This is a genomic window from Tardiphaga sp. vice154, assembly GCF_007018645.1.
GTDB lineage: Bacteria > Pseudomonadota > Alphaproteobacteria > Rhizobiales > Xanthobacteraceae > Tardiphaga.
Genome location: NZ_CP041399.1, coordinates 460,538 through 483,064 on the forward strand (window position 1 = coordinate 460,538; position 22,527 = coordinate 483,064).

At 64.3% G+C, this 22,527-nt stretch carries 27 protein-coding genes and 2 pseudogenes; 13 read left to right on the top strand and 16 right to left on the bottom strand.

Annotation, left to right across the window (positions count from 1 at the left end):
- The first annotated feature begins 2 nt into the window (after positions 1 to 2).
- Positions 3 to 650: an NrsF family protein gene (locus FIU28_RS02100; RefSeq protein WP_246660836.1), complete on the top strand. Its 648-nt coding sequence runs from the start codon at positions 3 to 5 to the stop codon at positions 648 to 650.
- A 65-nt stretch (positions 651 to 715) separates the two neighbouring features.
- Here the strand turns inward: FIU28_RS02100 and FIU28_RS27245 are convergent, their stop codons facing one another.
- From FIU28_RS27245 to FIU28_RS02120, 4 genes are all read right to left on the bottom strand, one after another.
- The gene (locus FIU28_RS27245) at positions 716 to 1,318 is read right to left on the bottom strand and encodes a hypothetical protein (RefSeq protein WP_168202840.1); all 603 of its coding nucleotides are present in this window, start codon (positions 1,316 to 1,318) and stop codon (positions 716 to 718) included.
- A 200-nt stretch (positions 1,319 to 1,518) separates the two neighbouring features.
- On the bottom strand, positions 1,519 to 2,043 hold the full coding sequence (locus FIU28_RS02110; protein WP_143571446.1) for a hypothetical protein: 525 nt from the start codon (positions 2,041 to 2,043) through the stop codon (positions 1,519 to 1,521).
- Between the two features lie 189 nt (positions 2,044 to 2,232).
- Positions 2,233 to 2,532 (bottom strand): hypothetical protein, encoded by a 300-nt coding sequence (locus tag FIU28_RS02115; RefSeq protein WP_143571447.1) that lies wholly within the window; start codon positions 2,530 to 2,532, stop codon positions 2,233 to 2,235.
- Between the two features lie 182 nt (positions 2,533 to 2,714).
- Positions 2,715 to 3,023, bottom strand: a complete 309-nt coding sequence (locus tag FIU28_RS02120; protein ID WP_143571448.1) for a hypothetical protein — start codon at positions 3,021 to 3,023, stop codon at positions 2,715 to 2,717.
- A 116-nt stretch (positions 3,024 to 3,139) separates the two neighbouring features.
- Here FIU28_RS02120 and FIU28_RS02125 point away from each other — a divergent pair, with 116 nt between their 5' ends.
- The 3 genes and pseudogenes from FIU28_RS02125 to FIU28_RS02135 all read left to right on the top strand — a co-directional run bounded on the left by FIU28_RS02125 (position 3,140) and on the right by FIU28_RS02135 (position 5,074).
- Positions 3,140 to 3,541, top strand: coding sequence for a metallopeptidase family protein (locus tag FIU28_RS02125; protein ID WP_143571449.1), 402 nt, complete (start codon positions 3,140 to 3,142; stop codon positions 3,539 to 3,541).
- Positions 3,542 to 3,611: 70 nt separating this feature from the next.
- On the top strand, positions 3,612 to 4,217 hold the full coding sequence (leuD, locus tag FIU28_RS02130; protein ID WP_143571450.1) for a 3-isopropylmalate dehydratase small subunit: 606 nt from the start codon (positions 3,612 to 3,614) through the stop codon (positions 4,215 to 4,217).
- A 67-nt stretch (positions 4,218 to 4,284) separates the two neighbouring features.
- Positions 4,285 to 5,074, top strand: a pseudogene (locus FIU28_RS02135) (hypothetical protein).
- 157 nt (positions 5,075 to 5,231) lie between these two features.
- On the opposite strand, the gene FIU28_RS02140 reads toward FIU28_RS02135, so the two are convergent.
- Positions 5,232 to 6,107 (bottom strand): HpcH/HpaI aldolase/citrate lyase family protein, encoded by an 876-nt coding sequence (locus tag FIU28_RS02140; RefSeq protein ID WP_143571451.1) that lies wholly within the window; start codon positions 6,105 to 6,107, stop codon positions 5,232 to 5,234.
- A gap of 131 nt (positions 6,108 to 6,238) precedes the next feature.
- Here FIU28_RS02140 and FIU28_RS02145 point away from each other — a divergent pair, with 131 nt between their 5' ends.
- On the top strand, positions 6,239 to 6,874 hold the full coding sequence (locus FIU28_RS02145) for a carbonic anhydrase (RefSeq protein ID WP_143571452.1): 636 nt from the start codon (positions 6,239 to 6,241) through the stop codon (positions 6,872 to 6,874).
- A gap of 186 nt (positions 6,875 to 7,060) precedes the next feature.
- On the opposite strand, the gene FIU28_RS02150 is transcribed toward FIU28_RS02145, so the two are convergent.
- A complete protein-coding gene (locus FIU28_RS02150) occupies positions 7,061 to 8,095 on the bottom strand; it encodes an aspartate-semialdehyde dehydrogenase (RefSeq protein ID WP_143571453.1) in 1,035 nt (344 codons plus the stop codon).
- A gap of 168 nt (positions 8,096 to 8,263) precedes the next feature.
- On the opposite strand from FIU28_RS02150, the gene FIU28_RS02155 reads away from it, so the two are divergent.
- Entirely contained in the window at positions 8,264 to 8,533 is a 270-nt protein-coding gene (locus FIU28_RS02155) for a hypothetical protein (protein WP_143571454.1), read from the top strand.
- Positions 8,534 to 8,703: 170 nt separating this feature from the next.
- Positions 8,704 to 9,120, top strand: coding sequence for a hypothetical protein (locus FIU28_RS02160; RefSeq protein ID WP_143571455.1), 417 nt, complete (start codon positions 8,704 to 8,706; stop codon positions 9,118 to 9,120).
- Positions 9,121 to 9,296: 176 nt separating this feature from the next.
- On the opposite strand, the gene leuB is transcribed toward FIU28_RS02160, so the two are convergent.
- Positions 9,297 to 10,403 (bottom strand): 3-isopropylmalate dehydrogenase, encoded by a 1,107-nt coding sequence (gene leuB / locus FIU28_RS02165; RefSeq protein WP_143571456.1) that lies wholly within the window; start codon positions 10,401 to 10,403, stop codon positions 9,297 to 9,299.
- A gap of 141 nt (positions 10,404 to 10,544) precedes the next feature.
- On the opposite strand from leuB, the gene FIU28_RS02170 reads away from it, so the two are divergent.
- Complete coding sequence (locus FIU28_RS02170; protein ID WP_246660837.1) at positions 10,545 to 11,717, top strand: YbfB/YjiJ family MFS transporter; 1,173 nt, start codon at positions 10,545 to 10,547, stop codon at positions 11,715 to 11,717.
- A 51-nt stretch (positions 11,718 to 11,768) separates the two neighbouring features.
- Here FIU28_RS02170 and FIU28_RS02175 read toward each other — a convergent pair whose 3' ends face one another.
- The 3 genes from FIU28_RS02175 to FIU28_RS02185 form a co-directional block, all read right to left on the bottom strand.
- Positions 11,769 to 12,551, bottom strand: coding sequence for a molybdopterin-dependent oxidoreductase (locus FIU28_RS02175; protein ID WP_143571458.1), 783 nt, complete (start codon positions 12,549 to 12,551; stop codon positions 11,769 to 11,771).
- A 10-nt stretch (positions 12,552 to 12,561) separates the two neighbouring features.
- A complete protein-coding gene (locus FIU28_RS02180) occupies positions 12,562 to 13,191 on the bottom strand; it encodes a cytochrome b/b6 domain-containing protein (RefSeq protein WP_143571459.1) in 630 nt (209 codons plus the stop codon).
- 206 nt (positions 13,192 to 13,397) lie between these two features.
- Complete coding sequence (locus FIU28_RS02185; RefSeq protein WP_143571460.1) at positions 13,398 to 13,985, bottom strand: fasciclin domain-containing protein; 588 nt, start codon at positions 13,983 to 13,985, stop codon at positions 13,398 to 13,400.
- A gap of 291 nt (positions 13,986 to 14,276) precedes the next feature.
- Between FIU28_RS02185 and FIU28_RS02190 the strand changes: the two genes are divergently transcribed.
- The gene (locus FIU28_RS02190; protein ID WP_143571461.1) at positions 14,277 to 15,800 is read left to right on the top strand and encodes a malonate--CoA ligase; all 1,524 of its coding nucleotides are present in this window, start codon (positions 14,277 to 14,279) and stop codon (positions 15,798 to 15,800) included.
- 70 nt (positions 15,801 to 15,870) lie between these two features.
- Here the strand turns inward: FIU28_RS02190 and FIU28_RS26745 are convergent, their stop codons facing one another.
- The 6 genes and pseudogenes from FIU28_RS26745 to FIU28_RS02215 form a co-directional block, all read right to left on the bottom strand.
- Positions 15,871 to 16,221 carry an efflux RND transporter permease subunit gene (locus tag FIU28_RS26745; protein ID WP_246661052.1) on the bottom strand — a complete coding sequence of 117 codons (351 nt, stop codon included), beginning with the start codon at positions 16,219 to 16,221 and terminating at the stop codon, positions 15,871 to 15,873.
- 34 nt (positions 16,222 to 16,255) lie between these two features.
- A pseudogene (locus tag FIU28_RS27415) lies at positions 16,256 to 17,403 on the bottom strand (efflux RND transporter permease subunit); the annotation flags it as partial.
- A gap of 179 nt (positions 17,404 to 17,582) precedes the next feature.
- Positions 17,583 to 17,894 (bottom strand): hypothetical protein, encoded by a 312-nt coding sequence (locus FIU28_RS02200; protein ID WP_143571462.1) that lies wholly within the window; start codon positions 17,892 to 17,894, stop codon positions 17,583 to 17,585.
- On the bottom strand, positions 17,891 to 18,070 hold the full coding sequence (locus FIU28_RS02205) for a hypothetical protein (protein ID WP_143571463.1): 180 nt from the start codon (positions 18,068 to 18,070) through the stop codon (positions 17,891 to 17,893). The genes FIU28_RS02200 and FIU28_RS02205 overlap by 4 nt, the downstream gene beginning before the upstream one ends.
- Positions 18,071 to 18,192: 122 nt before the next feature.
- Positions 18,193 to 18,555 carry a ferrichrome ABC transporter substrate-binding protein gene (locus tag FIU28_RS02210; RefSeq protein ID WP_143571464.1) on the bottom strand — a complete coding sequence of 121 codons (363 nt, stop codon included), beginning with the start codon at positions 18,553 to 18,555 and terminating at the stop codon, positions 18,193 to 18,195.
- Positions 18,556 to 18,600: 45 nt separating this feature from the next.
- Positions 18,601 to 19,563, bottom strand: a complete 963-nt coding sequence (locus FIU28_RS02215) for a cation diffusion facilitator family transporter (RefSeq protein WP_143571465.1) — start codon at positions 19,561 to 19,563, stop codon at positions 18,601 to 18,603.
- 2 nt (positions 19,564 to 19,565) lie between these two features.
- Between FIU28_RS02215 and FIU28_RS02220 the strand changes: the two genes are divergently transcribed.
- The 4 genes from FIU28_RS02220 to sdhA all read left to right on the top strand — a co-directional run bounded on the left by FIU28_RS02220 (position 19,566) and on the right by sdhA (position 22,522).
- On the top strand, positions 19,566 to 19,814 hold the full coding sequence (locus FIU28_RS02220; RefSeq protein WP_143571466.1) for a hypothetical protein: 249 nt from the start codon (positions 19,566 to 19,568) through the stop codon (positions 19,812 to 19,814).
- A 66-nt stretch (positions 19,815 to 19,880) separates the two neighbouring features.
- Positions 19,881 to 20,279 carry a succinate dehydrogenase, cytochrome b556 subunit gene (gene sdhC, locus FIU28_RS02225; protein ID WP_143571467.1) on the top strand — a complete coding sequence of 133 codons (399 nt, stop codon included), beginning with the start codon at positions 19,881 to 19,883 and terminating at the stop codon, positions 20,277 to 20,279.
- Positions 20,280 to 20,320: 41 nt separating this feature from the next.
- Complete coding sequence (sdhD, locus tag FIU28_RS02230) at positions 20,321 to 20,695, top strand: succinate dehydrogenase, hydrophobic membrane anchor protein (protein WP_210245509.1); 375 nt, start codon at positions 20,321 to 20,323, stop codon at positions 20,693 to 20,695.
- Between the two features lie 3 nt (positions 20,696 to 20,698).
- On the top strand, positions 20,699 to 22,522 hold the full coding sequence (sdhA, locus tag FIU28_RS02235; RefSeq protein ID WP_143571470.1) for a succinate dehydrogenase flavoprotein subunit: 1,824 nt from the start codon (positions 20,699 to 20,701) through the stop codon (positions 22,520 to 22,522).
- Positions 22,523 to 22,527 lie beyond the last annotated feature (5 nt).

Below are 22,527 nucleotides of genomic sequence, written 5' to 3' on the forward strand. Positions count from 1 at the left end.
GGATGGATACCGACCAGATCATCGCGCGACTTGCACAAGACGCGCCCGCACGCCGGCTGCCGGGTCCGGTGGCGAGAGCCGCGTTGTGGATATCAGTCGCGCTGATCTCGGTCGGTGCCGTCGTGTATGCAATGTCGCTGCGGGCCGATCTCGCGATGAAGATGAGCGATGCCCGCTTCGTCATCGAACAGGTCTCGGCGTTGCTGACGGCGGCGACGGCGGCGCTGGCGGCGTTCGCTACCACCATCCCCGGCCGTTCGCGGGCGTGGATCGTGCTGCCGGCCATTCCGCTTGCGGTCTGGGCGAGTTGCGTCGGTTACGGTTGCGTCGCGGAATGGTTGAGTGGAAGCGCCGGTTTCCAGTCGGACTGGCTATGCCTGCCCGCCATTGCCGCGGTCGGCGCCATTCCCGCCGTGGCGATGGTGGCGATGTTGCGTGCAGGCGCGCCCCTGCTGCCCCGCACCAGCGTTGCGCTCGGCGGTCTCGCGGCCGCAGCGCTGGGTGATTTTGGCCTGCGGCTTTTTCACAACGCCGACGGCGGCTGGATGGTGCTCGTCTGGCAACTCGGCAGTGTTGCCGTCCTGACCTGGATCGCCGGGCGCGCCGGGCCGAGCCTGCTGCGATGGCGGCATCTTGACCAACCGCGATAACGGCGCCGGCGCCCATTCCCGATCGGGTCGGGGACAGGCGCCGGCTACGACCGCTGTATCTGCTGCTACCAGGAAACGTTGAAACGATGAACGCGGCGCCAGTGGCGATGATGCCAGGGTTTGTAGCGGCAGATTTTTCGCGGGCCGTAATAGGTCATCACGACGCGGCAAAAACGTCGCGGATGATAATAGCGCGGGCCGTAATAGATCGGCGCGTAGCCGTAATAGCGCGGTCGGTAATGGTGGCGGTAGCCATAGCGCACCGGCGCGTAGACGTGGCGGCGCGCGATGAAGGGCGCGGCATAACGAATGCCGCCGCCGGCAAAGGCCGGCCGGCCGATCGCCATGCCGCCGCCGCGAAACGCCGGGGCCGGGCGGAATCCGCCGCCTCCCCCATGGAAGCCGCCTCGGAACCCGCCGCCGCCGTGAAAGGCAGGACCACCTCCGCCGCCGCGAAAGCCGCCACCGCCGCCGGGAGCCCCGCCGCCGCCCAGTACTTTCATCTGGACTTGCGTCGTACCGTCCGGCGCCTGTCTCGTCGCGGGCGCCGTACCCGGCCCGATCAGCGAGACGGCGCGTGCGGGCGCCGTCGAGAGCAGGATCGCTGCCGCGGCGACCACGCCGAGCGAGTGCACCAGACCACGCGCAAAACCTTGACCTGTCGTCATGGCAGACGTCCTCCCGATCATGGGTGCATGGGACACCTGCGCCGAGCCGAACCGGCGTCGTGGGTGCTATTCCCTTTAACCTTGCGTGAAAATTACGAAGGACGATCTGAACGCCTCATGAATGAAACCGCCATGCGGTCGACCAAACGAAATCGGGCGCCCGAAGGCGCCCGTCATGTTCATCACTCGCGGGTGGATGATTACCAGCGACCGAAGCCGAAGCCCGGACCACCGAAGCCGAAACCAACGCTGATCGCGGGACCGCCATGGCCATAGCCATAGCCGCGATGGCCGAAGCCGACGCCGTAGCCGCTATAACCATAGGGCCGGCCGTAACCGCCGAACGAACTGCCGTAATACGGGCTGCCGTAATAGGCCGGGCGATAGCCGCCGTAGCCATAGGGGCTACCGGAATAGGCCGGCGGCAGGTAGTAGGAGCGCTGATACGGCCGTGCGTAGCCATAGCGCGGCGCATAACCGTAACGCGGCCCATAGACGTAACGCGGTGCGAAGCCACGATGATAGCCGCGGTACACATGATGGCCGCGCATATAGTGACGACGTGCGTGATGATGACGGCGCTGGGCGCTAAAATCAGTAATGCCGGACTTGCCGGGCGCGGCTTGCTGCGAAGACTGCGGCGCGGCGGTGGCTGCCGTGCCTGCCAAGGCTCCGCCGAAGGCGACGGCGGCCGTCATGACGGCGGCGCTAATCCATGTTTTCATAGTGCTTTCCTTCAGTGATGCCCCAACGCCACGCTAACTCATATTTGCCACGCGGTTTCCCGCGACACAGCGACGCGGCAGAGAGGTCGGATCTTCCGGCACAAGGCCATCCGCGAACACGCGAACGAGACAATTGTTTGTGAACAGGCCCGCGGGAGCGGGCCTGTTCGGAGTACAGTTTGGCGTCGATCAGAACCGGTAGTGACCGCGGCGATGGCCGTAATGCGGGCGCGGCGCGAAGTGCGGACCGCGATAATAGCCGCGGTGATGGCGGAAACCGTGATGCGGGCGGCCATAGCCACGGTGTGCACGGTAGCCGCGATGGTGCCGCCGGTACTGTACTTCGGTCACGCCGGCGCCGACGCCGCTCTGCACGGTGGCCGCGATGCCGGGGCTGTTCAGCGACATCGCCTCGGCGCGCTGGCCGGGCGTCGCGACGAACAGCAATCCTGCGATCGCCGCAAAACCAAAGATCTTCCTGATGTTCATTTTCGTTTCCTCATTTCGGCACCGTTATGATGCCGCACGGCAGGACACGCCGCGCTTGAAGTAACGCTAGGACAGCTGCGGTGAACGCGATGTGAATGATGGCGATGTCGTTTCGGACATCCTGTCGCTGAAACAAAAACGAAATTGCCGACCGGCAAACGATCCGCGCGACGCTGTTGCGATCAGCCGCGGCGCCAGAAGCAGTTCATGCGCGGAACGATCACGGTTCCGCTCGGGCGGAATTCCTGCACCAGCGTGGCCGTGCAATCACGCACCGCGTTCGGGCCGGGATTGTATTGCGGATAGACGCCGCGCACCTCGTCATTGCGGTAGATTCGGACGCGGGCGCGCGGGCGGCGGCTCTGCGCCGACAGGTCTGAGCCGGACTGAGCCTGCGTCACGCGTGGGGCAGATTGCGCCTGCGCCGTGCCGGCCGCCGGCAGGGCGCAAAGCGCCGCAGCCAAACCCATCGCCCCGATCGAAATCCGCATCTTCAACGCCCCAAACCGTCCAAATCGAGCCGCAACGTCCCCGATTGCCGCCCGCCCGTCAACCGCCGCGGCGTCCAGGCTTTGCCCAATCCGGCGCAATCTTCTACACAGGATGGATGTGGTCCTCCGCCAAAGCCCCCGATCTTGCCGAGATGGAAACGATGGCGCACGCCATGCTGGCGCTGCTGCCGGACGGTTTTCGCAAATTATGCGAGGGCGTCATTATCCGGGTCGATGATTTCCCGACCGACGAGGTGCTGGAGGAGATGCAGGCGGAGACCGAATTCGACCTTCTCGGCCTGTTCCAGGGCATAGGCCTGCCGTTCCAGGGCCATGACACCACCGGCCAGATGCCCAACATGATCTGGCTGTACCGCCGCCCGATCCTGGATTACTGGGCCGAACACGACGAAACCCTCGGTCACATCGTCCGCCACGTGCTGATCCACGAGATCGGGCATCATTTCGGCCTGTCGGACGACGACATGGAGGCGATCGAGGCGCAGGTGGCCGATTAGGGGCTCAGATCGCCCTTGGACGCCACGTCCGATCGGGCTAGAACGCGGCCACAATCGAGGGACGAGCACGATGGAAAAGTTCACCACGCTGGAAGGCGTCGCGGCGCCGATGAAGGTGATCAATGTCGATACCGACATGATCATTCCCAAACAGTACCTCAAGACCATCAAGCGCACGGGGCTGGGCAAGGGGCTGTTTGCCGAAGCGCGCTACAAGGACGACGGCAGCGAGAATCCCGATTTCGTGCTCAACAAGCCGGCCTATCGCAATGCCAAGATCATGGTCGCCGGCGACAATTTCGGCTGCGGCTCGAGCCGCGAGCACGCGCCGTGGGCGCTCCTGGATTTCGGTATCCGCTGCGTGATCTCGACCTCGTTCGGCGACATCTTCTACAACAATTGCTTCAAGAACGGCGTACTGCCGATCCGTGTCTCGCAGGAAACGCTGGACCATCTGTTCGACGATGCCGAGCGCGGCGCCAATGCGACGGTGTCGATCGATCTCGAGAAGCAGGAAATCCGCGGTCCCGATGGTGGCGTTGTGCACTTCGAGATCGACGCGTTCCGCAAGCACTGCATGCTCAACGGCCTCGACGATATCGGCCTGACCAAGGAAAAGCAGGGTTCGATTGACGCCTACGAAGAACAAGCCAAGACCGCACGCGCTTGGGCGTGATCGTAGCTGCCAAGTGACGCGTGTGATTCCCGACGTCGTCACCTTCTGAGATGGGCGGCTCGATGCGCTGCGGCTGCTGTGCCTGCGGTCGCAGGGCAGGGCATCGCGTCACGCTGTACAGCTTCGCGCCGCTGCGGGGCCTGCCGCACGGCGTCGTAAATGCCGATGCCACAGCCGTTTTGCCGCGCGCTTTCGCCGAACGGCTGCGGTCTTCCGGCAAAGGTGGTGCGTGGCGCGACTGGACCACGCTGCAGTTCAGCGATTTCTTCCGGATGCGGCTGATGGCTTTGGGCGCGGGGCTGTGGCTCGACGCTGACGTGCTGTTGCTCAGGCCTGTCGAGATCGATCCGGCAAAACCCTATTTCGCCTGGGAGAAGCCGCGCCAGCTAGGCAACTCCGTATTGTATCTGCCGCCGGACGATTCGATCGTGAAGGCCTTCGCCGCGTTGATGGCGCAGGACGAACTGACGCCGGACTGGCTGGCGTGGCGGCATCGGCTGTCGTTTGCCTGGCGCAGCATGCGCGGGATCACCACGCGCCTCGCCGACATTCGCGTCGCGATCTTCGGCCCGGCCTCGCTCACGGCACTGTCGAAGCGGTTCTGCTACGCAAAGCATGCGCTGCCGCGAAAGTCGTATTACGCGGTGCACGCCGAACCACGATTATTCTTCGAGCCGTCGGATTTTTCCGCTTTGGTTGCGGATCCGGAGATTTTGGGCTTCCACGTCTCGCCCAAGGGCAGAGGCAAGGAGCGGCCGATCGCGGGCAGTTTCTATGCGTGGGCGATGGAGCGGATCGCGAAACCCGTTTACCCTCTGCTGGTGGGGGAGGGTCGAATGACACCGTGCGAAGCGTGATGAAGTTCGGGGTGGGGTGAACCACGCGCTCATCCGAAATAACTTTGCGGTGCTTTGTTTCAGCTATTGCAGCAATGAGGGGCCGTCACTCCACCCCGCTCGCTTCGGCTCCGCCGACAGCGAGCGACCCTCCCCCTCCAGGGGAGGGTGAACACGCTCAGCCCATCGCGGCAATCGCATCCGAAATCGCGATGGTGCGCTTTGCCATGTCGGCGTGCAGCCGCTCGACCATCTTGCCGTCGAGCTGGATCGCGCCGCGGCTTTGGTTTTCCGGCTGTTGGAACGCGGCGATGACGCGGCGGGCGTAAGCGACTTCTTCCGGCGGCGGCGTGAAGATCTCGTTGCAGGCATCGATCTGGCCGGGGTGGATCAGCGTCTTGCCGTCGAAGCCGATGTCGCGGCCCTGCGTCGCTTCGGCCCGGAATCCTTCGGCGTCGCCGATGCCGCTATAGGGGCCGTCGAGCATCTCCAGCCCGTGCAGGCGCGCGGCGAGAATGCAGTGGATGATCATCGGCAGCATCGCCGCGCGACCGGGCAGCATGCGGATCCGGGTTTCGCGCGCGATGTCGTTGGGGCCGAACACGAAGCCGGCCAGCCGCATCTCGGAATCCCGCGACGCCGCCGCCAGTTCTTCGGCATGCAGGACGGCGCCGGAGGTTTCGATCATCGCCCACACCTTGATCGACATGTCGGCATTGATGTCGCCGAGCCGGTCGGCGATCGCTGCCAGGTCCGCGACGCTGGAAATCTTCGGCACCAGAATGCCGTCCGGCTTGACGCGCCCGGCCATGGTGACGTCGTCGATCCACCACGGCGAATCCAGCGCGTTGATGCGAATGATGACCTCGCGCTGGCCGAAGCCGCCGGCGCTGACCGCCTGCGCGATGGCGTCGCGGGCGCTCGCCTTGGCGTCGGGTGCCACGGCGTCCTCGAGGTCGAGGATGATGCCGTCGGCCGGCAGCGTGCGGGCTTTTTCAAGCGCGCGCGGGTTGGAGCCCGGCATGAACAGGACACTGCGGCGCGGACGGATCATGGCGTCATTCCCTGTGATATTGCGCCCCGAGGGCGGTTATGGCTGTCGCGATAACATTTCAGGCCTTCGCCCGAAAGGCTTGTCCGAGGCGGCGTCCTATGGTTATCCGGGGAAACCTAAGAGGCGAACCTATGACCGAATTTCCGCAAAACCTCATCTCTGGCTACCAGACCTTCACGTCGCAGCGGCTGCCGACCGAACAATCGCGGTTCCGCGAATTGTCCGAGCGTGGCCAGTCACCGGAGGTGATGGTGATCGGCTGCTGCGATTCGCGGGTGTCGCCGGAGGTCATCTTCGATGCCAGCCCCGGCGAATTGTTCGTGGTGCGCAACATCGCCAATCTGGTGCCGGTGTATCAGCCCGATGGCGGTGCCCACGGCGTCTCGGCGGCGCTGGAATATGCCGTGCAGGTTTTGCGGGTGAAGCACATCGTCGTGCTCGGCCACGCACAATGCGGCGGCATCCGCGCCTTCGTCGACAATGCCGCGCCGCTGTCGCCGGGCGATTTCATCGGCCGCTGGATGTCGATGTTCGTCAAGCCGGGCGAGACGGTGGAAATCCGCGACCACGAGACGATGACGGATTTTGCGACACGGATCGAGAAGGCCGCGGTGATGCGCAGCCTGGAAAATCTTGGCACCTTCCCCTTCGTGCAGGCCGCGATCGCGCGCGGCGAGTTGCAGCTGCACGGCGCTTATTTCGGCGTCGCGATGGGGTCGCTGTCGGTGCTGGATCAGGACGCGAAGGAATTCCTGGCGGTCAGATAGCGAGAGGGCGACCGCTTAGAAGCGGAGCGCTGTAGCTCTTCTCCCCCTTGCGGGGAGGGGCCGGGGTGGGGGTAGCCGCAGGCGACGGCGTTTGCGGCTACCCCCACCCCGGCAATCATCGCGCTGCGCGCGCCGATTGCCGACCTTCCCCGCAAGGGGGAGGGTGACTACAGCGTTCGTTGCTACTTATGCCGCCTTCTTCTTCGCGGTGATCAGCTTGCGGTTGATCAGGCACTCGGCGATCTGCACGGCGTTGAGCGCTGCACCCTTGCGCAGATTGTCCGACACGCACCACAGCACCAGGCCGTTCTCCACCGTGGCATCCTCGCGGATGCGGCTGATGTAGGTGGCGTCCTCGCCGGCCGCTTCATACGGCGTGACGTAGCCACCGGCCTCGCGCTTGTCGATCACCAGGCAGCCCGGCGCGTTGCGCAGGATGTCGCGGGCTTCGTCGGCCGAGATCGGATTCGCAAACTCGATGTTGACCGCTTCGGAATGGCCGACGAATACCGGCACCCGCACGCAGGTCGCCGACATCTTGATTTTGGGATCAAGAATCTTCTTGGTCTCCATCATCATCTTCCACTCTTCCTTCGTGTAGCCATCCTCCATGAAGACATCGATCTGGGGGATGACGTTGAAGGCGATCCGCTTCGGGAACTTGGTATTGATCAGTTCCGAATTGGTGTAGACGGCCTTGGTCTGCTGGAACAGTTCGTCCATCGCTTCCTTGCCGGCGCCGGACACCGACTGATAGGTCGACACCACGACGCGGGTGATGGTCGCCTTGTCGTGCAGTGGCTTCAGCGCCACGACGAGCTGCGCGGTCGAGCAGTTCGGATTGGCGATGATGCCCTTCTTGGTGAAGCCGGCGCAGGCGTCGGCATTCACTTCCGGCACGATCAGCGGCACGTCCGGGTCCATCCGCCACTGCGACGAATTGTCGATGACAACGGCGCCGGCCGCGGCGATCTTCGGCGACCACTCCTTGGACACCGCGCCTCCTGCCGACATCAAGCAGATATCGACGTCGCTGAAATCGTAATGCTCCAGCGCCTTGCATTTCAGGGTACGGTCGCCATAGGAGACTTCGACGCCCATGCTGCGGCGGGAGGCCAGCGCCACCACCTCGTCAGCGGGGAATTTGCGTTCGTCCAGGATGTTGAGCATTTCACGCCCGACATTGCCGGTCGCTCCGACCAGCGCGACTTTGTAACCCATCGTTCACTCTCCGAAGAAATATGCTTGGCCCCCGCAAGCTGCGGATAGGGTAGCGGCACGGCTTCTATGCGAAAAACCCCGTCGAGACAATGATCGGCGGCCCAATCCCGCGTACCCGTGTGTTAAATGCATCCTGTTCCGACATCGCGCTACCCCTCCCAGACCTGGATGTCCCCGGCGTTGCGCCGCATCGTGGATGACGGCGGCGCGCTGGTGGCGCGTCTGCTGGCCTATGTGGGCGTGCTGGGGCTGATCATCATCGGCGCCCTGCAATCGTTCGACGGCCTGGCCGACCGGGTCGGGCCGGAGCTTGTGAGCCAGCTCAGCCGGCTCATGCCGGCGCCCGCTTCGGTTCAGCCGGCCAAACAGCCGGGTTCGCGGTCGCCGGCAATCCCGATTGCCGGTGTGCCGGGCCTGTTTTTGCGCGGCAGCCTGTGAGGGCCAGCACCACAAGGTGCTGGACCGCATGCAACATTTGGCCCTGGCCGACATTATCTGCCCAAGTGTGGCCCGATTCACCTTGTCGCGGCGCCTATGCGGCAGCTAAACTGCCACCAAATCATGGGCATGCTGCTTCGCCTGCCCATCCGAATGCCAATGAGGACATGATGACCGTGAAATTCCCCGCCAAGACCTCGGCTGCGAAGACGTTTGCAGTGCTGCTTTCGGCGGTTGCCGTGCTGGCGGTCAGCCTCGCGGCGTCGCCGGCCGATGCCCAGACCAAGCGCAAGGCGCGGGTCTATGATCGCGACGCCGCCTATGGGGTGCGCGGCAACCCCAACGCCTCCTATCAGGCCGGTCCGCGTACCCGGGTCTATGTCACCAAGCGTTCCTGGCTCGATGCCGGCGTCGAAGTGCTGCCGGGCGACCGCAAATTCACCGATTATGCCTTCCCCCAGGGCCAGACCTTCGCGCGCGGCAATTTGAACCGCCCGCTGGATCGCCAGCCGCTGAACCCGGCCTCGGATTTCGGCTATGGCGACGACTACCAGACCCGCGGCTTCCCGATTCCCTCGCTGTTCTGAGCGCAGCCAGATCGATCGACGAAAATGCCCGGCTCAGCCGGGCATTTTTGTTTGGGAATGTAGCCCGGATGGAGCGAAGCGAAATCCGGGGTCGCCTCATCCGCTGAACTGCTTGCCCCGGATTACATCGCCGCGCCGCGATGCGGCGCACCGATTTCATCCGGGCTACGGACTTCCTACAGCGCCTGCAATTCGGTCACCACCGCCTCGCCCATCTGCGCGGTGCTCACGGCGGTCATGCCATCCGACATGATGTCCGCCGTGCGCAGGCCCTTCGCCAGCACCGCGGCGACGGCTGCATCCACCTTGTCGGCGAGTTCGCCGAGGTCCAGCGAATAGCGCAGCGCCATGCCGAACGAGGCGATCATGGCCAGCGGGTTGGCTTTGCCCTGGCCTGCAATATCCGGCGCCGAGCCATGCACCGGCTCATACATCGCCTTGCGCTTGCCGGTCTTGGCGTTCACTTCGCCGAGCGAGGCCGAGGGCAGCATGCCGAGCGAGCCCGTCAGCATCGCCGCGATGTCGGAGAGCATGTCGCCGAACAGATTGTCGGTGACGATGACGTCGAACTGTTTCGGCCACTTCACCAGGTTCATGCCGCCGGAATCGGCGAGCTGGTGCTCGAGCTTGACGTCGGGATATTCGCGGGCGTGCACCTGCGTGACGACCTCGTTCCACAGCAGGCCGGACTTCATGACGTTGCGCTTTTCCATCGACGTCACCTTGTTGCCGCGCTTGCGCGCGAGATCGAAGGCGACGCGGGCGATGCGCTCGATCTCGTAGGTGTCGTAGACTTGGGTATCGATGCCGCGCTTCTGGCCGTTGCCGAGATCGGTGATGGTCTTCGGCTCGCCGAAATACACGCCGCCGTTGAGCTCGCGCACGATCATGATGTCGAGGCCCTCGACGACCTCGCGCTTGAGGCTGGAAGACTCCGCCAGCGCCGGGTAGCACACCGCCGGCCGCAAATTGGCGAACAGGCCGAGATCCTTGCGCAGCCGCAACAACCCGGCTTCCGGGCGATGCTCATAGGGCACGCTGTCCCACTTCGGCCCGCCAACCGCGCCGAAAATGATGGCATCGGCCGCTTCCGCTTTCGCCATGGTGGCGTCGGTGATCGGGAGCTGGTCCGCATCATAGGCGGCGCCGCCGACCAGGCTGGTCTCGGTTTCGAACCGGGCGACGCCCTTGGCATTGCACCAGTCGATCAGGCGCTCCACCTCGGCCATCACTTCGGGGCCGATGCCGTCGCCGGGGAGAAGCAGCAGTTTGTGCGTTGCCATGATCGAAGTTCCTTGAAATGTCTTGATGCGGGCGGAGTGCTAAAGCGCTGTTGCTGGAATGGCAAGACAGCGTTGCGGCGAGCCGTATTGCCGTCTGCGGCGAATAACGGCCAAAGTGCAGGCCCTGCCGGAGTTTCCACTTTGACCAAGCCGAGTATCCCGCAGCCGCACCCCGCGCGGCTGATCCTGATTTTGTCGCTGGCGCCCTGCGTTGGCCTCGGTATTGGCCGGTTCGTCTATTCGCTGGTGCTGCCGGACATGCGCGACACGCTGCACTGGTCGTATTCGGCCGCGGGCTTCATGAACACCGTCAATGCCGCCGGCTACCTCGCCGGCGCGCTGGTGGCGGCGCGGCTGAGCCGGCGCTTCGGGCTGTTCGCGGTGGTTCGCGCGGGGACCATCGCCTGCGTGCTGTCGCTGCTGCTTTGCGGCATGACCGCAAACTTCGCCGCGCTGAGCTTGGCGCGGCTCATCACTGGATTTGGCGCCGCCGTCGCATTTGTGGCCGGCGGGGCGTTGGCGGCCACCATCGGACATGCGCAGCCGGAGCGCTCCGGCTTTCTGCTCAGCCTGTTTTATTCCGGCCCCGGCGTAGGCATCATTTTGTCGGGCCTGCTGGCGCCGTTCATGCTGCAAGGTTTCGGGGCGGGCTCGTGGTGGATGGTGTGGCTGGCGGTCGGCGCGGCTGCGGCGTTGATGACGGTGCCGTTATTGCGGCCGATCGCGGCCTCTGCCGGGCTGTCACAGGCTGGACCGGCGCCGTTCGCGCTCGGCCCGATATGGATATTCCTCGTCAGCTATTTCATGTTCGGCGCCGGCTATATTGCCTACATGACCTTCATGATCGCCTATGTGCGCGACGGCGGCGGCGGGCCGGGGGCGCAGAGCGCATTCTGGTGCCTGATCGGTGTCAGCGCCTTTGCGTCGCCCTGGGTGTGGCGCGGCGTGCTGGCGCGCGGTCGCAGCGGATCGGCGATGGCGATCATTCTCGGCGTCAATGCGGTCGGCGCCGCCATGCCGCTGCTCGGCCATGGTCCTCTGTTGCTCGGCGCGTCAGCGCTGGTTTTCGGCGTTGCCTTCTTTGCGGTGGTGGCATCGACCACCGCGTTCGTGCGCTTCAACTATCCGCCCGAGGCCTGGCCAAAAGGCATCGCCGTCGTCACCATCGCGTTCGGCATCGGCCAGACCCTCGGGCCGATTGCGGTAGGGGCGATCACCGATGCGACAGGCAGCCTGACATCGGCTCTGGTGGCGTCGGCGGCGACGCTGGCGATCGGTGCGATCGGCTCGACGTTCCAGAAGCCGGTAGGATGAACTTTTCTTTCTACCTTCTCCCTCGACGGGAGAAGGTGGGGAGCAAAGCACTCAGCTTCCGCTGAAATCATTATAGCCCTGGTCTTCCCAGTAGCCGCCTTTGTAGTCGTTGGTGACTTCCATCGACGTCACATATTTCGGGTTCTTGAAGCCGAGCTTGGTCGGCACCCGGATCTTCATCGGGAAGCCATAGGCGCGGGACAGGATCTGGTTGTCGAACTTGAAGGTCATCTGGGTCTGCGAATGCAGCGCCGTCGGCATGTCCAGCGAAGAGGCGTAGTCTTCCGCGCAACGGAAATAGACCCATTTGGCCGACGTATCGGCGCCGACCAGTTTCAGGAAATCGCGCAGCGGCGTGCCCTGCCAGGAGCCGATCGCGCTCCAACCCTCGACGCAGATGTGGCGGGTGATCTGCGACACCTCCGGCAGTTTGTGCAGCTCGGCCAGCGTCCAGGACTTTTTGTTCTGCACGAGGCCCGTGACCTCGAGCTTCCAGTCGGCGGCGTCGACGCGCGGCGCCTCGTCTTCCGAATAGAAGGCGTTGAACGGGAACGGGCGCTTGATGTCCTTCTCCGAAAAGGTCGGCGCCAGCGTATTCGGATTGAAGATCGCGGCCTGCACGGCGTCGTTGAATTTCGACATCTGCACCAGGAGATTCTCCGCAGACAGGCTGTCCGAGACGTTGCAGCCGGTGAGCAGGGTCAGCGCGCCCAGGCTGGCGCCGCCGGTGAGAAAACGCCGGCGCGACGGATCGGGCAGCATCCTGGCGGCGTCGCGCACCAGCAGTTCTTTGTCGACGCCGGGGATGATGAGAGAACGGATGCGGCTGATCATGATCGTCTCCTCAGCGGCCGATGATCATGGCACGCAGGCTTTTCGGCACCAGCAAGGACAGCGTGACATGGATAACGAGAAACGCGCAGATCAGCGCCATCATCGCGAAATGCACGTAGCGGGCAAAGTCGTAGCCGCCGAACAGCGCCGTGAGATATTGAAACTGCACCGGCTTCCAGATCGACAGGCCGGATAATACCACCAGCATGCCGACCACGATGATCCCGGCATAGAGCAGTTTCTGCACGTTGTTGTAGATGGTGAGATCGTCATGCGACAGCCTGCCGGTCAGCGCCGCCTTGCCGTCATCGATCACGCCGGTTGCCGAGATTGGCAGCAGCTTCTTGCGGAAGCGCCCGGTGGCAACCCCGGTGACGAGATAGACCAGGCCGTTGGCGACCAGCAGCCACATCGCGGCCAGGTGCCACATGATGCCGCCGCCGAGCCAGCCGCCGAGCGTCAGCATCGGCGAGAAGGTAAAATTGAACAGCGGCGAGGCGTTGTAGATCTGCCAGCCGGACATGATCATCAGCACCATCGCCACCGCGTTGATCCAGTGCACGATCCGCACCCAGGCGGGCTGGATCACCCGGTCCTTGTCAGGCGTCGCCTGCTGTTCGCTGAAGGGGATGCTCGACATCGCTATGATCCGTTGTGAAATGGCTCTGCCAGCTATACGGCAAAATCCTGATTTCGTTACCATCGACGCGAATCCTGCGGATGATACCGATCACAAAAAAGCGAGCCGGGTTTCCCCGACTCGCTCGTTGCGCCCGTGGGGGCGCGCGCGCACCCTGTGGGGACGCTTCAGGGTGCGCGAAGTGCTTCGTGCTTCAGAAGCCCGAATTAGGCCTTCGGCATCAACACGGTGTCGATGACGTGGATGACGCCGTTCGACTGGTTGACGTCCGCGATGGTGACGGTCGAGGAGCCGCCCTTGGCGTCGACGATCATGACCTTGCCGCCCGAAGCCTTCACCGTCAGCTCTTCGCCTTCGACGGTCTTCAGCTTCTGGCCGTCCTTGAGGTCGGCGGCGTTCAGCTTGCCGGCGACGACATGGTAGGTCAGGATCTTGGTGAGCGTTGCCTTGCTCTCAGGCTTCACCAAGGTGTCAACGGTGCCGGCCGGCAGCTTGCCGAAAGCGGCGTTGGTCGGGGCGAACACGGTGAACGGACCTTTGCCCGAAAGGGTGTCGACCAGACCGGCGGCCTTCACGGCGGCGACCAGCGTGGTGTGATCCTTGGAGTTCACGGCGTTCTCGATGATGTTCTTCGATGGATACATCGGGGCGCCGCCGACCATGACGGTCTTCTCGCCGGACATTTCGCTCTTCTTCATCATCTTGTCTTCAGCCGATGCGGGGGCCAGCAGGGCGCCGGTGATGGCCAGGGTGCTGAAGGCTACGGCCGACAAAAGTGCAATGCGCTTGGACATGGATCGTCTCCCATTGGATTGAAATGACCGGCTCAAGGCCGGCGCGTTAAAAGGGGCACACACCGCGACGCACACTGTTTGGAGCCAGTCTGTGCCGCAGATGCCCGAGTTACGTGAGCGTTTCAGGGCAGTTTCAGAAATCTATTTTGCCGCAGGGCGAAACTTTTGCGGCTCAGCTGCGTTTCGCGCGAGGAAAATTGCCTTCGGGCGGGCATTGTTGCTAAAAAAGCGCGTCCTAATGACGCGACGTGCTCCACATCGCGTCCCCGCCCTGGAACTGCGTGACCTTTCATGACCACCACCAATGCCAATTTGTTTTGCCGCCTGTTCGACGATCTCGACGACGCGTCGCGTCTCGCGATCGAAACGCCGGAAGGCCGTCATATCAGCTACGGCGATTTGATCGCCTTCGCCGGGCAGATCGCCAATGTGCTGGTCGCCCGCGGCGTCCGGCCGGGCGACCGCGTTGCCGCGCAGACCGAGAAGTCGGTGCCGGGGCTCGTGCTGTATCTCGCCACCGTTCGCGCCGGCGCGGTCTATCTGCCGCTCAACACGGCCTATACGCTGAACGAACTGGATTACTTCATCACCGATGCCGAGCCGACGCTGATTGTCTGCGACCCCTCCAAGGCCGAAGGCGTGGCGGCGATCGCCGCCAAGGTCGGCGCGAAGGTCGAGACGCTCGGCGCCGACGGCAAGGGCTCGCTGACGGACGCGGCGGCGCAGCAGACGTCGGCGTTCGACACGGTGGTGCGCGCCGATAACGATCTCGCCGCGATCCTCTACACCTCCGGCACCACTGGCCGCTCCAAGGGCGCCATGCTGACGCATGACAACCTCATATCGAACTCGCTGAGCCTGGTCGATTTCTGGCGCTTCACCGACAAGGACGTGTTGATCCACGCGTTGCCGATCTATCATACGCACGGCCTGTTCGTGGCGAGCAACGTCACCTTGCTGGCCCGCGCCTCGATGATCTTCCTGCCCAAGCTCGATCCCGAACTGATCATCAAACTGATGGCGCGCGCCACCGTGCTGATGGGCGTGCCGACTTTCTATACGCGGCTGCTGCAGAGCCCGAACCTGACCAAAGAATCGGCCGCGCATATGCGGCTGTTCATCTCCGGCTCGGCGCCGCTTCTGGCCGATACGCATCGCGAGTGGTTCGCGCGCACCGGCCATGCCGTTCTCGAGCGTTACGGCATGACCGAGACCAACATGAACACCTCGAACCCCTATGATGGCGAGCGCGTCCCCGGCGCCGTCGGGCAGGCGCTGCCGGGCGTGTCGGTGCGCGTCACCGATCCCGAGACCGGCAAGGAACTGGCGCCGGAAACCATCGGCATGATCGAGGTCAAGGGCCCCAACGTGTTCAAGGGCTACTGGCGGATGCCGGAAAAGACCAAGGCGGAATTCCGCGACGACGGCTTCTTCATCACCGGCGACCTCGGCAAGATCGACGCCAAGGGCTACGTCCACATTCTCGGTCGCGGCAAGGATTTGGTGATCACCGGCGGCTTCAACGTCTATCCGAAGGAAATCGAGAGCGAGATTGACGCGATGGCCGGCGTTGTCGAGTGCGCGGTGATCGGCGTGCCGCATGCGGATTTCGGCGAGGGCGTGGTCGCCGTGGTGGTGTCGGACCGCAAGGCCGAACTCACCGAAGCCGGCGTGATCGCCGCGCTGGATGGCCGTGTCGCCAAATTCAAAATGCCCAAGCGCGTGTTCTTCGTCGACGACCTGCCGCGCAACACGATGGGCAAGGTGCAGAAGAACGTGCTGCGCGACGAATATGGCAAGATCTACGAGAAGTAGGTTTTGCGAAGCATACGCGCCACAAACACCGTGTCGTCCCCGCGAAAGCGGGGACGACATTGAGTTCTGCTCATCTTGCTTCCGCTTCATCCTTTCCCCACCACGCCACCAACGCCGGCAGGACCAATAGCGTCAGCAGCGTTGCGCTGATCAACCCGCCGATCACTACGGTGGCGATCGGGCGCTGTACTTCGGCGCCGGTGCCAGTGGCGAGCGCCATCGGCACGAAGCCCAGTGACGCGACCAGCGCGGTCATCGCCACCGGCCGCAGCCGCGTCAGCGCGCCCTCGCGCAACGCATCGAGCCGCGCCAGGCCTTGCGCCATCAACTGCTTCACGTAAGTCAGCATCACCAGCCCGTTGAGCACGGCGATGCCTGACAGCGCGATGAAGCCGACCGCGGCCGACACAGAGAACGGCATGCCGCGCGCCCACAACGTCAGCACGCCGCCGGTCAGCCAGCGGGATCACCAGCGCCGCGCGAAAATTGCCGAGCAGAGCGAACAGCACGACGATGACCAGCAATGCGCCTTCGCCGAGATTGCTGGCAACCGTCTTCACGGTCGCATCGACCAGAATGGTGCGGTCTAGCACCGTGGTGAGCTCGATGCCGGGAGGCCGCGTCCGGCGCACGTCTGCGAGGCGCGCCTCGATGGCGGTGGCTACCATACGGCTGTTGCTGCCGACCAGCATTAAAGCGGTGCCGATCACTACCTCGTTGCCATTCATGCTGGCGCTGCCGGTGCGGATCTCGCCGCCGATCTCGACTGACGCCACGTCGCTGATGCGGATCGGCACGCCGCCCCGCGTCGTCACCACGACCCCTTCGATGTCGGCGGCATCCTGCAGCCGCCCGCCGGCTCGCACCACGATGCCTTCGCCATTGCGCTCGATGACGCTGGCGCCGCGGCTGACATTGCTGGCCTCGATGCCGCGGGTGAGGTCGGCGAACGACAGGCCGAGCCCGATCAGCCGGATCGGATCCGGTTGCACGACATATTGCTTGGCAAAGCCGCCGATCGAATCGACGCCCGCAACGCCCGCAACGCCGCGGATCTGCGGCTTGACGATCCAGTCGTGGACGCTGCGCAGATAGGCCGCGCGGGCGACGTCGGAGGTCAGCCGCTCGCCCTCCGGCGTGACGTAGACGCCGGCAGCAGGGGCGCGTATGCGACCGACCACATCAGGATCTCGCCGAGCCCTGTGGAGATCGGTCCCATCTTCGGATCGACCTCGGCGGGGAGAATCGCGCGCAGTTCGAGCAACCGTTCACCCACCTGCTGGCGTGCGAAATAGATGTCGGTCGCCTCCGTGAATACCGCGGTGACCTGCGAGAAGCCGTTGCGCGAGATCGAGCGCGTGCTCTCCAGCCCGGCGATGCCGGCCAGCGCCGTCTCGATCCGCAGCGTCACCTGTTTCTCGATCTCGGCCGGCGACAGCGCGGGTGCCGTCGTGTTGACCTGCACCTGCTTGTTGGTGATCTCGGGCACCGCATCGATCGGCAGTCGCATCAGCGACCACGCGCCGAACAGCGTCGCGCCGAGGCTGAGCCAGACGACGAGCCAGCGACGCTGGATCGCGAAGGCGAGAATGGATTTGATCATCGTGACCTTCGCTCATCGGATGGGGATCGGCGCGCCACACCCCTGTCATTCCGGGATGCAGCAGACGGCGTAGCCGGCTGATGCAGACCCGGAATCCCGGAGTATTCTGCGCTGAACATTTCGAGGTTCCGGGTTCGCTCGCTGCTGGCGCGCTCGCGCCCCGGAATGACAACGGGTTGCTAATGCGCGTGCTCGACGGTGGCCTTGCCGAGGTCGGCCTTGAGGACGAAGCTGTTGGCGGTGGCGATGCGGTCGCCGGGCTTCAGGCCGGCCTTGATCTCGGCCACGCTTCTATCCTGCCGGCCTAGCGTGACGTGGCGCGCCGCAAAACCCTCCGGCGTGTGGACGAACACCACGTCCTCGCGCGCGACCGTTTGCAGCGCCGTGCGCGGCGCCACCAGATCGGCGGCGCCTTGCTCGACAGGAATCTCCGCCGTGACGAAGGCTCCGGGCCGCCACAGCCGCGCAGCGTTGTCGACCGTGGCAATCACGCGCGTCGCGCGATCGTGCCGGGCCGCACCTCCTGCACCGCAAATTTGCCCGCGTCGATCTGCTGCGTGCTGAGTTTGACGTCGGCCTCGTCGGCATGCGCCGTAGTGTCGTCATGCGCCTGCAACGGCCATGCGCTGCCGAGCAGCAGGGCTGCTGCCAGAATTATCCTGATCATGTGCGTGTCCCGCGCCGGCGTTCGCCGCCAGCGTCGTGTTGATCCAATGTCGATGCAAACGGCTGCCGCGCCGTCGTCACGACGGCGGGCATGCCTTCGGCCTCAGCGGGCCGCAGCAAGCATCAGGCGCGGGGTGGTTTGAACGGCGGCAGGCCGGCGAGCGAGGCGGGGGGCTCGCTGCGCGCGAAAGCGAGCGCGCAGAGCGGCTGCTCGGCGGGTGAGCTGATGTGGCTCAGCGCGGGCGCCGTGACATGCGACAGGCAATGGCCGCTATGCGCCGGCAATTGCTGGTCGGGCATGTCCGGCGCGATGCCGTTGTCCTGCGTCGTCATCGCGGCCGGGCCGCCAGCGGCCAGAGCGAAGCCGTCGCCGGCGCAATGGATCAGGGACAACAGCAGGCCAAGCGTCAGCGCCAGCACGAACGGCAGCCGTCGCAGCCGGCGTCCGGGTGCCGAAGTCCTGGCGCTGTGGCGGGCCTTTGTCATCGTGCTTTCAATGAACCGCTGTGATGCGGCACTTTCAAGTTTGAATCAGATCGGATGGCCGTGCGCCAGCGAGCATGGTGACGCAGGCGCAGTCTCGATCTGGACGGTTGCGTGTTCGATGCCGTATTCGCGATGCAGCCGCTGCGCCACGCCGGCCAGATAGGCATCGCCGGGGTGGCCGGCGGGGATCACCATATGGCAGGTCAGCGCGGCGTCGGTCGTGCTCATCGGCCAGATGTGCAGGTCGTGCACCTGCGTGACGCCGGAACATTGTTCGAGATAGCAGCGCACCGCGGCGGGATCGATGCCTGATGGCACCGCGCCCAGCGACATCGCGGTGGAATCGCGCAGCAGGCCCCAGGTGCCCCACACGATCAGTCCCGAGATGATGAGGCTGGTCAGCGGGTCGAGCCAGCTCCAGCCGGTACAGAGAATCGCCAAGCCGGCCAGCACGACGCCGGCGGAGACCGCGGCGTCGGCGACCATATGCAGATAGGCGCCGCGGATGTTGAGGTCGCCCTTGCGGCCGGAGGCGAACAGCCAGGCGGTGATCCCGTTGATCGCGATGCCGATGCCCGCCACCACCATTACCGTAATTCCGGCGACCGGTTCGGGGTCGATCAGGCGCAACACCGCCTCCCAGGCGATCGCGCCGACCGCGACCAACAGGAACACCGCGTTGAACAAGGCGGCGAGGATCGAGGAGCCGCGCAGTCCATACGTGAAGCGCGGCGTCGGCGCGCGCTTCGACAGGGTCGCCGCGGTCCAGGCCGCCACCAGCCCCAGCACGTCGGACAGATTGTGCCCGGCATCGGCGACCAGCGCCATCGAGCCGCTGGCATAGCCATAGATCGCCTCGACCACCACAAAGCCGCTGTTGAGCGCGATGCCGATGGCGATGGCGCGGCCAAAGCTGACGGGGGCATGGGAATGCCCGCCGCCATGACCATGCGCGTGGCCATGTTCGTGAGGATGACCATGAGCGTCGTCGGGGCTGGCTGGATTCATCTATGGTCTCGACAGCATGGGCACGTGGAGTGACCATTAAAGGCAAAGCCCGCCGCAATACTATCACCCCTTGCAGCAACGATTACCGTTTCAAATCACTTAACGAAAATTTCATGAATCATGCTTCATCGAAAGCCGTGTGCCGCAAGCCCAAGCTGCCAATACCTGCACACGCAACGTTGTTTGTAAGTTCTGAATCTGTGTTCAAAAATAATCATTTCGCGATTGCACTGGCGGTTTCGAGTACGTAAATAGAATTGCTCTACGCGATCCCTCTCCGGGCCACCTTTCGCCCGCCAACCTGTCAAAGTTGCTGAATGACCGCCAGGATCGAACGCCCGCTTTCGCCCCATCTTCAGGTCTATCGCTGGACACTGACGATGGCGCTTTCCATCGTGCACCGCGCCACCGGCGTAGCGCTTTATGCCGGAACCGCGCTGCTGGTGTGGTGGCTGATCGCCGCCGCATCCGGCCCCTCCGCCTACGCCCATGTGCAGGCCTTCACCGGCAGCATCTTCGGGCGGCTGATCGCCTTCGGTTACACTTGGGCGCTGATGCACCACATGCTGTCCGGCGTCCGCCACCTGGTTTGGGACATCGGCTACGGCTTCAAGCCGACGGAACGGGAATGGCTAACCTGGGCCGCCCTGATCGGCGGTATTAGCCTGACGGTCCTGCTCTGGATCGTGGCTTACATGATCGGGGGCGGACGATGAGCGTCGAACAATCCGGCGGCTCCGGCCGCAAATCGACATCGATGCGAACCCCGCTCGGGCGCGTCCGCAATCTCGGTTCGTCGCATTCCGGCACCTCGGATTTCTGGCGCCAGCGCATCACCGCCGTGGCGATGATCCTGCTGATGATCCCGGTGATCGTGATCATCATGATGCTGCTCGGCCGCAATCAGGCCGGCGCCGCACAGATCCTCGGCTCGCCCCTGGTAGCGCTGCTGCTGATCATGTTCATCATTGCCTCGGTCTGGCACATGAAAATCGGCATGCAGGTCATCCTCGAAGACTACGTGATCAACGAGAAGCTGAAGCTGATCACGATCATGGCCAACAACTTCTTCGCGTCCGTTGTCGGTCTCGCTTCGATCTACGCCATCCTCAAATTGTCATCGGGAGTGTAGCGCATGGCCGCAATCGGCAACGGCGCAAACGGAACGGGCATCGCAGCCTATCCGATTGAAGATCATACGTATGACGTGGTTGTGGTGGGCGCCGGCGGTGCCGGTCTGCGCGCCGTTGTCGGCGCCGGCGAAGCGGGCCTGCGCACCGCCTGCATCACCAAAGTGTTTCCGACGCGCTCGCACACCGTGGCAGCCCAGGGCGGCATCTCCGCCTCGCTCGGCAATATGCACGAGGACGACTGGCGCTGGCACATGTACGACACCGTCAAGGGGTCGGACTGGCTGGGCGACCAGGATTCCATCGAATATCTCGTGCGCAACGCTCCCGCCGCTGTCTATGAGCTTGAGCACTGGGGCGTGCCGTTCTCGCGTACCGAGGAAGGCAAGATCTATCAGCGCCCGTTCGGCGGCATGACGCTGGACTACGGCAAGGGTCAGGCTCAGCGCACCTGCGCCGCGGCCGACCGCACCGGCCATGCCATGCTGCACACGATGTACGGCCAGGCGCTGCGCCACGCCGCCGAGTTCTTCATCGAATACTTCGCCATCGACCTGATCATGGATGAAGACGGTGTCTGCCGCGGCGTCATCGCGCTCAAGCTCGACGACGGCACGCTGCACCGCTTCAAGGCGCAGACCACCATTCTGGCTACCGGCGGCTACGGCCGTGCCTACGCTTCCTGCACCTCGGCGCATACCTGCACCGGTGACGGCGGCGCCATGGCGCTGCGCGCCGGCCTGCCGCTGCAGGACATGGAGTTCGTCCAGTTCCACCCGACCGGCATCTACGGCGCGGGCTGCCTGGTGACCGAAGGCGCGCGTGGCGAAGGCGGTTATCTCGTCAATTCCGAAGGCGAGCGCTTCATGGAGCGCTATGCTCCCTCCGCGAAGGATCTCGCCTCGCGCGACGTGGTGTCGCGCGCGATGACCATCGAAATGCGCGAAGGCCGCGGCGTCGGCAAGAAGAAGGATCACATCTTCCTGCACCTCGACCATCTCGATCCCGCCGTGCTGGCGGAACGCCTGCCGGGCATCTCAGACTCCGCGCGCATCTTCGCCGGCGTCGATGTCACCAAGGAGCCGATCCCGATCACGCCGACCGTGCACTACAACATGGGCGGCATCCCGACCAACTATCACGGCGAAGTCGTCACCAAGAAGGACGGCGACGACAATGCGGTAGTGCAGGGCTTGATGGCCGTGGGCGAAGCCGCTTGCGTCTCGGTGCACGGCGCCAATCGTCTCGGTTCGAACTCGCTGATCGATCTCGTGGTGTTCGGCCGCGCCGCAGCCCTGCGCTGCGCCGAGAAGCTGACCCCCAACGCCAAGCAGCCGGACCTTCCGGCCAACTCGGCCGAGCAGTCGCTGAGCCGCCTCGACAAGTATCGCTATGCCAAGGGTGGCACGCCGACCGCTAAGCTGCGCGAAAACATGCAACAGGTCATGCAGACCAACTGCGCCGTGTTCCGCACCGGCGAAGTGCTCGACGAGGGCAAGGATCTGATCGCGAAGGTGCACAGCGGCATCGTCGATGTCGGCGTGACCGATCGTTCGCTGACCTGGAATTCCGACCTGGTCGAGACGCTCGAGTTCGACAACCTGATCGTTCAGGCCGTCGTCACCATGGACTCGGCCGCGAACCGCACCGAGAGCCGCGGCGCGCATGCCCGCGAGGACTTCTCGGCGCGCGACGACGTCAACTGGATGAAGCACACGCTGGCCTGGCTCGATGCCAGCGGCAAGACCGACATCCAGTACCGTCCGGTGCACGATTACACGATGACCAATGATGTTCAGTACATCCCGCCGAAGGCGCGGGTGTACTGATGACA